Origin of the sequence: Nostoc sp. UIC 10630 (genome assembly GCF_010747425.1) — a bacterium.
GTDB lineage: Bacteria > Cyanobacteriota > Cyanobacteriia > Cyanobacteriales > Nostocaceae > Nostoc.
The window spans coordinates 1-7,781 of sequence record NZ_JAAGOG010000290.1; the positions used below are offsets into that span (position 1 = coordinate 1).

Below are 7,781 nucleotides of genomic sequence, written 5' to 3' on the forward strand. Positions count from 1 at the left end.
CAGTCTGTATATCTAGTTCATGCTGTTTCTCTTAACTCATAACGAGCAAAATTGCTGCGTGAACAGCTATTATGCAACGCCGAGAATGCTTATCTGTTGTTGATAAAAGTCAATCTCTGCGGTAATTTGCTGAAATAATTCTTCTGGTGTGAGCGGTTGGATTTGATCCTCTTTCAAGTACGATATTTCATCAGAATTCTTGTTAGGCATCAGCACATAGCGCCAACCATCATCAAATTGTTCAGCCAACTCTGTACCAGAGGGATAGTAATAAAGTCCCAAGATGATGCCTTGTTCTGTACGCTGTTCCAAAGCAAAGCGAGGGTAGGACCAGTGTTGTGGGATTGAGATCGTGGGTTGCATTGATTTAATTGGGGATTGGTGAATAAATAATTGGGGAAAGGGTGAAAGGGCAAAGGGGAAGGGAATGAAGAAATTTACCTTTTCCCCTTTCCCTTTAACCTTTCCCCAGGCGAAGCCCAAGACTTACGCTGTGACTAACTCTGCTCTCTCCAGCAGTCGTTGCAATTTATTGCCAGTTAGCTGTTCTAACGGTTGGTCTAAAAAATATTCATCAAAAATGGATTTACCACCAGTAGACACGTTCACAATCGACAGCGATTGAACTGCCTCCACCGCACATTCACAGGGTAGTTGCTGACATTCTCCAGTACGCATCACCCACCAGCCGCCGTCAGTGCATCCCACTTCGCCCAGTTTCACGTTATTTTGATAAATCCCATCGTCGAGAATTTCAAAACCGTACTTCTCGCATTCATTGAAAATTTGCGCCATGATTTCATTACCAGTGGTCGCAGTTTCTTCAACCTCAGTTTGTGTGGGTACTGGTTCGTTGAGTGTTCCATCCTGGTGATGCCAAGTGATGTAGCGGTTGCATCTTGCCCAGGTGTTTGCTCGGAATTTTTCACTGCCGTTGGCCATCACTACCCAGCGTTGGGTTAGGTGGTTGTCGTCATGGCTGATGCTGGCTACCAGTTTGTCATCAGCGTAATATTCGTGATGGTCAAACGAGATTTCGACTATTGTGAGGAGTTCGGGAGCTATGGCTTGGGCTTGGTCAGCGATGTAGCTGTCGAGTTCGGCTTGAGCAAGGGCTTGTTCGTCGGGGGCAGCAGGGGCGAGTTTCTGAACCTTGCTGGCTTGGTAATTAGCGATCGCAGTAATCCAAGAATCCTTGCAGCGTTTGTCGCTTACTTCGACTGTGCAGGCGATTTCACTGTAGATTTGCTTCAGACGGGCAATAGATTTCAGTTGCAGCTGTTGTGCTGTGTAAATGGCGTGAGTCATAATTAAGATTCCCTGTACGAATGTATGGGTTTTTCAAAAGGCGATCGCACGAAGTTTTCCAGGCTGTGAGCGGTCGCCTTTTGTTTGTCTCTATGATTATCATATTAGTCGCTACGACTAATGATGTCAAGTTATCGACTAACACATAACTTGCTACGGTTTATGTTATAGTCGCAGCTACTAAGGGGCAAACACAAGGAGGTGTAAGGTTAAAGATGCCGATATTTATAAAAGAATCAATGCCGATTAAGTGGCGCTTGGCTGTATTGATGGCTGATAGAGAAATTGATTATAAAGAGCTTGCCGAGATGACAGGTATGCATCCTGTGACTATCAGCAAGCACAAAAATATACGTGTGATGCCAGAGAGGTTAGAAAGGGAGACATTGGAGAAATATTGCAAAGCGCTTAACTGTCAACCCGGTGATTTGTTAACTTATGTGCCGGATGAACCGAAAGGGCAAGTATCATAGTGTATCGCTTTTGACAAACATCTGTTAGCTGATAAGTCAAAAGTATTTTTCCTCTGAACCTGTATCTCTCTTATGAAAGCTCGATTTTTAGAATTGATTTGCGATCGACTCTAAGCAATGGCACTGAACCAAAAGAGGTGGAATTATGCTTAAACCACCTTCTAGACGCAACAAAGCCACCTCTGCCGCATCTACTGATTCAACTTCAGCAGCTAACTCTGTAAACGAAGATATCTCCCAGCAAGAAGACCCAGGTTCAGCAACAATTACAGTTACTGCTGTTGAAGTAACAGAGTTGACCCAGGAGGAGCAAAGCGACCGCTTGCACTTGGAGAGGAAAGTGGAGCGGGCGTTTTTTGAGGCAGGTAAGGCACTGGCAGAATTGCGCGATCGTCGGCTTTACCGTTCAAGTCACCGCACATTTGAGGATTATTGTCGCGATCGCTTTGGTCACAGTCGCCGCCAGTCTTATCTTTTAATGGATGCGGCTGTCGTGTTTGATAACTTGGTTGAAATTTGTGATCAATTTGATCACAAATTGCCAACAGCAGAGGGGCAAGTTCGACCGATGACAAAGCTTGAACCTCAAGAACAGCAGGAAGTGTGGCTAACGGCAGTAGAGCTTGCTGGGGGGAAAGTGCCGACTGGTAGGATCGTCAAAGATGTTGTGCAGCGCATAATGGAGCGAACCCAAGTACCCAACACCTACCAAATCGGCGAAGTCTGCCAAATCGTAGTCAAAGACAATCCAGAACTCAGAGGCAAAGGTGGCTGCTGGGGGATTGTCAGCGTAGTGAACGAGTTTAGTTGCACTGTGAGAGTCTGGGATGGCGAGTACGCCGTTGGGTTACAACACCTGAAGTCTTACAATTACTTGCCTGCCGAGTGTGAGCAGATGCGGGTGATTTGCGATCGCGTTAATCGGGTGTATTCGAGTGGGCTGGAGGAGTCGGTGCAGAAGTTTCTGGAGTCGTTGGGGAAGCTGAATCGGGCTTATTTGACGGCGTTGGAGGAGAAAGTGCTGAGTCTCTTAGAGTCGGAAATTACATAATAAGGAAAGCTGGGGATAAGGTAAGAATTTATGCGAACGATTAAGTTATCGTCAATAAAGTTTGCTGTTCAAGCCGAGTTTGTAAATCTATAATCAGGTTCTCTCCACTGCGTCGCGCTTCCCATAAACCAGAATACTGCAAACCTATATTCCACTCTCCTTGCATATAATCTTCATTTTCTGAAACCATGCCTGTATATCTAACTGGTACAGGTGAGGTAACTAAATAACGTTTAGTAAAACTGACAGTACGTCCAATTACCTCGCCATTGACCTGAGCTTCTCCTAAATAATTGTCATCCAAAATGGAACCACTGAAAGTATTTCCACTCTGAACAAAGGTTGCTTCAAAGCGACTAGGGATGTCATCTTGCCAATAAGTTCCTAACCAATTACCGCTAAGGTCTGCCATATTGCTTCTTAGTAAAAATATCTATGCGCTCACCTGAATTGAAGTAATTGACGCGGTATGTAATTATAATTGCTACTGTTAAGCTGAAGCTGTCAATCACCCAATTGTATCGATATTATCGCTGTTGAGTATTGCGGTAAACCCTAGTAAAATACGACGGTACAAGGGGGAAGGTAGCGGCAGTATTCATTGGTGAACGATTACCAAGAACGGCAGAGATTACTAACAGGCATACTATACTATCACTACGAATTTTGGACTGAGGGCGACCCAAAACTCAGAGGTAAGGGTGGGTGTTGGGCAATTGTCAGCGCAGTGAATGAATTTAATTGTACGGTGAAAATGTGGGATGGCGAGTACGCCATTGGGTTGCAACACCTGAAGTCCTTCAACTACCTGCCCCAGGAATGTCAGCAGATCCAATCCTTGAGCGATCGCCTTGCGCGAATATATTCCGATTCACTGGAGGAGTTGGTGCAGAAGTTTTTGGAGATGCTGGGGAAGCTGAATCGTGCTTATTTGACGGATTTGGAAGAGAAAGTGTTGAGTGTAATAGAGAAAGAATACAGGAGTAGCGATCAAAAATGATGTAAGTCTGTAAAAGTCTCAATAGGATAAAATGTTAGAAGTCTAGTTACAGGAAGTCATTTTGAATTGTTTATGGGCAATAGTCCAGTTCGTTGAGTGAAGCATAGCAATTATTAAAGGGGCAGATAAGAGTGTTATCAATTTATCGACAAGTAATAAAATTTACTAACAGTAACACTTGCTTATTTGTTACTACGCCAATATCCTTCAACCCAAGTCCCATCCTTACAACGGTATCCTTGCACGTATACTTTTTCACTTGACCCATTTGATGAATTATTACTCCAGAAATTACGTGTACTCCAAGAGTTATTGTTAGTTGAGTATGGATTTATCTGTTTTTGCTGTTGTGGTCTATAATTCTCCGTTTGTAACTTCTGCTCGTTTTTACTACGTTCTTTTTTTTGCCTCTCGAATTTCAAATGTTCCTCTTTCTGTTTCTCTTGTTTAAGTTTATCTTCTGGTAATTGTTGCTTATATCGGAGACGTTCTTCTTGCAGGCGTAATCTTTCTTTAGCAATTGAATGCAACTGCGTCAAGGAGTTCAACATCTTCTTAATTCCCCACACCCCACACCCCATACCGAATGGCACGCTTGATAACGGCAAACCTATTATTTATAAGGCTTTTGGGTGTAGGGTGTAGTGATCAAGAAGTTTATTAATGTTCGCACTTTCATTCTATTTTTCTTAATTTCTGACGAACCTGCAACCCTACCAGCGTGCCATTCCACTCCATACCCTCTCATCCAGTTATATCAAAAGTTTACGCTTAACAAGCGTGCCATTCGGACATAAAGAGTTCTTTCTTTGCGTCTCCCACTCTCCGTGTCTTTTCTCCTGCCTTATGGTTTGAGTACAACTTTGATACAGTTTTCCTTCTTGTCTTTGAAAATTTCGTAACCTCGGGGTGCTTCATCTAACGGTAGACGATGGGTGATCACGAAAGATGGATCGATCCTGCCATTTTGGATATGATCAAGTAACGTGTTTAAGTACTTATGAACGTGCGTTTGTCCCATTTTGAATACTAAGGCTTTGTTCATGGCAGCACCCATAGGTATTTTGTCTACAACGCCGACATAAACACCAGGAATTGACACGTGACCGCCTTTGCGACAGTCAATCATCACTTGCCGCAGCACATGGGGGCGGTCTGTTTCCAGACGCACTGCTTGCTTTACTTCGTCATATACTCCTTCTAGACCCGTGCCGTGTGCTTCCAACCCCACAGCATCAATGCAAGCATCTGGGCCGCGTCCACCTGTCATTTCTTTAAGGGCTTCACCAACATCTACTTCCTCATAGTTAAGGATTTCTGCCTTGCCTTGATCTTTAGCCATCTGTAGGCGTTCGGGAATTCGATCGATAGCGATGACTCGTTCAGCACCAAGTAGATAAGCACTTCTTATTGTGAATTGTGCGACTGGGCCACACCCCCAGACTGCGACAATATCACCGGGCTGAATATTACAGTTCTCTGCCGCCATATATCCGGTGGGGAAAATATCTGTTAGAAACACTACTTGTTCGTCTGTTAGTCCATCAGGAATCTTAAACAAACCAGTATCGGCAAAGGGAACGCGGGCATATTCAGCTTGACCACCAGCATAGCCACCTAGCATATGAGAGTAGCCAAAAATACCAGAGGGTGAATAACCCATGAATTTTTCTGCTAACCAAGCGTTTGGGTTAGAGTTATCGCACAATGACCAGAAGTCATGTTGACAGTACCAGCAGTTACCACAGGCGATAGGGAATGGTACAACCACGCGATCGCCTATATTTAAATTTTTGACGGCACTGCCTATTTCAACGACTTCCCCCATCATTTCATGACCCAGGATATCGCCCTTTTCCATTGTGGGGACGTAGCCGTTATAAAGGTGTAAATCAGAACCGCAAATTGCTGTTGTTGTGATTTTAATAACAGCATCACGCGGATTAATGATTTTTGGATCGGGTACTGTTTCAACCCGTACATCGTTGGCACCGTTCCAGCAAACTGCTTTCATAGCCATTAGTCCTTTGTCGGTAGTTAATTGTCAGTTGTCAGTGGTTATTTTCCTTGTCTCCTCTGCTCCCCTGCTTTTGTGAGTCCCCAACTCAAGGCTGTAACCTAACTTTTATGCAGTGGTCTTTTCTTTGGTTGAACAGCTCGAAGCCATGCTTGGCTTCTGTTAGGGGTAAGTGATGCGTGAACACAGCAAATGGATCGACTTCGCCCTTCAATACGTGATCCAGCAAGATAGGCATATACTTCTGACCGAACATCTGTCCCATTCTGAAGGTCATGGCTTTATTCATAGCAGCACCCATCGGTAGCTTGTCCACAAAGCCACCATAAACACCTATGATTGATAGAGTGCCACCTTTGCGACCAGTGAGCATCATTTGTTGCAGCACATGGGGGCGATCTTGTTTCCAGGCGTACTGCCTGCTTGGCTTGGTCGTATACACCTTCTAGACCCATGCCGTGAGCTTCTAGTCCCACTGCATCAATACAAGCATCGGGGCCACGTCCTCCCGTCATTTCTTTGAGGGCTTCGCTGACATCAACTTCTTCGTAGTTAACAATATCCGCTTTGGCAAAGTCTCTAGCTAATTGCAGCCGTTCAGGAACTCGGTCGATGCCAATGACACGTTCTGCACCTAGCAGATAAGCGCTACGCATGGCAAATTGTCCAACCGGGCCACAACCCCAAACTGCGACAATATCTCCGGGCTGAAGATCACATAAATCTGCTCCCATGTAGCCCGTGGGAAAAGCGTCAGAAATCGGTAGCAGTTTTTCGTCAGGAATATCTTTGGTAACTTTGATTGCCCTATAATCAGCAAAGGGTAGGCGCACATAGTCAGCAAAAGCACCTGAATAGCCCCCAAAAGCATGGGAGTAGCCATAGATACCTGACGTGTTATAACCGTATACTTTCTCCTGTATCGAAGCTTTGGGATTGGAGTTATCGCACAACGAGCACATCTGCTGTTGGCAATACCAGCATTGACCGCAACCGATCATCGAAGAGACAACGACGCGATCGCCTTTTTTCAATTTCTTGACTTCATTGCCAATATCAACGATTTCTCCCATAAACTCGTGACCAATAATGTCACCCGGTTCCATCGTCGGGATGTAGCCATTGTAGATATGCAAGTCAGAACCGCAGATGGTTGCTGATGTCACTTTGAGGATGGCATCGCGGGGGTTAATTATTTTTGGGTCTAGCACTGTTTCCACCCGCACATCGTTAGTGCCGTACCAACAAACAGCTTTCATAGCAATATTTATTAACCTCGCGGTTGACCTTCTGTTGTGGCAATCTCGCCTGCTTCCATCAGCATTTTGAAGCCGCGTAAATCTTCTTTAATTTGCAGTTCTGGGTCTTCGCCAAATAATTTAGCGATGTCTGCGACGGGCTTCGCCAACGCAGCTCCAATCGCACCTCCAGGCGGGGTAAATTCTCGGATTGTTTTTACCTCAGTGCCACGATCCCCAGGTGCTGGCTTGAAGTGGACGCGACCAGAGGTTTCAATTGCTGCGCCTTCAACCGAAGTCCAGGCAATCAATTCGTTTTCTCGGTCTTCGGTAATGACTACATCCCACTCAACGCTTTCATTTAAGAATCCTTTGCTAATCCAGTGCGATCGCTTCTCGTCGTATACCCTCAACTCTTTGAGATGCTTGATAAAGCGTGGCAAGTTATCAAAGTTACGCCAAAAGCGATAAAGTTCCTCTACTGGTTTGTTAATGGTTAAAGTCTTTTCAACTTTGACCCGTTGGTTCATGACCATACTCATGACCATTGCCTCTTGTGCTTGCTATATGTCTTTTAATTATCAAACTTGGGACAAATTGATTTGTTCTAACTCTTCTATAGGATTAGTATTTGATTTTTGAAAAAGCTCCGTACATCTGAAGAGACGGAAAATCAAAAGTAGTATTTTGAATG

The 7,781-nt window shown here is 44.6% G+C and carries 9 protein-coding genes and 1 pseudogene; 3 read left to right on the forward strand and 7 right to left on the reverse strand.

The genetic code is table 11. The annotated features are described in order from the left end of the window. Positions 1 to 69: 69 nt before the first annotated feature. Entirely contained in the window at positions 70 to 363 is a 294-nt protein-coding gene (locus tag G1O98_RS35195) for a hypothetical protein (protein WP_163938570.1), read from the reverse strand. A gap of 123 nt (positions 364 to 486) precedes the next feature. Next, positions 487 to 1,308 carry a hypothetical protein gene (locus tag G1O98_RS35200; RefSeq protein WP_163938573.1) on the reverse strand — a complete coding sequence of 274 codons (822 nt, stop codon included), beginning with the start codon at positions 1,306 to 1,308 and terminating at the stop codon, positions 487 to 489. A gap of 215 nt (positions 1,309 to 1,523) precedes the next feature. Here G1O98_RS35200 and G1O98_RS35205 point away from each other — a divergent pair, with 215 nt between their 5' ends. Together G1O98_RS35205 and G1O98_RS35210 are read left to right on the forward strand one after the other, a co-directional pair. Continuing rightward, complete coding sequence (locus tag G1O98_RS35205; protein WP_163938575.1) at positions 1,524 to 1,781, forward strand: helix-turn-helix transcriptional regulator; 258 nt, start codon at positions 1,524 to 1,526, stop codon at positions 1,779 to 1,781. Between the two features lie 145 nt (positions 1,782 to 1,926). Next, positions 1,927 to 2,832 carry a hypothetical protein gene (locus G1O98_RS35210; protein ID WP_163938579.1) on the forward strand — a complete coding sequence of 302 codons (906 nt, stop codon included), beginning with the start codon at positions 1,927 to 1,929 and terminating at the stop codon, positions 2,830 to 2,832. A 40-nt stretch (positions 2,833 to 2,872) separates the two neighbouring features. Here the strand turns inward: G1O98_RS35210 and G1O98_RS35215 are convergent, their stop codons facing one another. Then, positions 2,873 to 3,244, reverse strand: coding sequence for a hypothetical protein (locus tag G1O98_RS35215; protein ID WP_163938582.1), 372 nt, complete (start codon positions 3,242 to 3,244; stop codon positions 2,873 to 2,875). Positions 3,245 to 3,436: 192 nt separating this feature from the next. Here G1O98_RS35215 and G1O98_RS40440 point away from each other — a divergent pair, with 192 nt between their 5' ends. Then, on the forward strand, positions 3,437 to 3,832 hold the full coding sequence (locus G1O98_RS40440; protein ID WP_243458634.1) for a hypothetical protein: 396 nt from the start codon (positions 3,437 to 3,439) through the stop codon (positions 3,830 to 3,832). A 182-nt stretch (positions 3,833 to 4,014) separates the two neighbouring features. On the opposite strand, the gene G1O98_RS35225 is transcribed toward G1O98_RS40440, so the two are convergent. From G1O98_RS35225 to G1O98_RS35240, 4 genes and pseudogenes are all read right to left on the reverse strand, one after another. Then, complete coding sequence (locus G1O98_RS35225; RefSeq protein WP_163938585.1) at positions 4,015 to 4,383, reverse strand: hypothetical protein; 369 nt, start codon at positions 4,381 to 4,383, stop codon at positions 4,015 to 4,017. Positions 4,384 to 4,676: 293 nt separating this feature from the next. Continuing rightward, positions 4,677 to 5,846 carry a zinc-dependent alcohol dehydrogenase gene (locus G1O98_RS35230; protein ID WP_163938592.1) on the reverse strand — a complete coding sequence of 390 codons (1,170 nt, stop codon included), beginning with the start codon at positions 5,844 to 5,846 and terminating at the stop codon, positions 4,677 to 4,679. A gap of 91 nt (positions 5,847 to 5,937) precedes the next feature. Further along, positions 5,938 to 7,108: pseudogene (locus tag G1O98_RS35235) on the reverse strand (zinc-dependent alcohol dehydrogenase). Between the two features lie 11 nt (positions 7,109 to 7,119). Continuing rightward, positions 7,120 to 7,629 (reverse strand): SRPBCC family protein, encoded by a 510-nt coding sequence (locus G1O98_RS35240; RefSeq protein ID WP_243458635.1) that lies wholly within the window; start codon positions 7,627 to 7,629, stop codon positions 7,120 to 7,122. Positions 7,630 to 7,781: the final 152 nt, after the last annotated feature.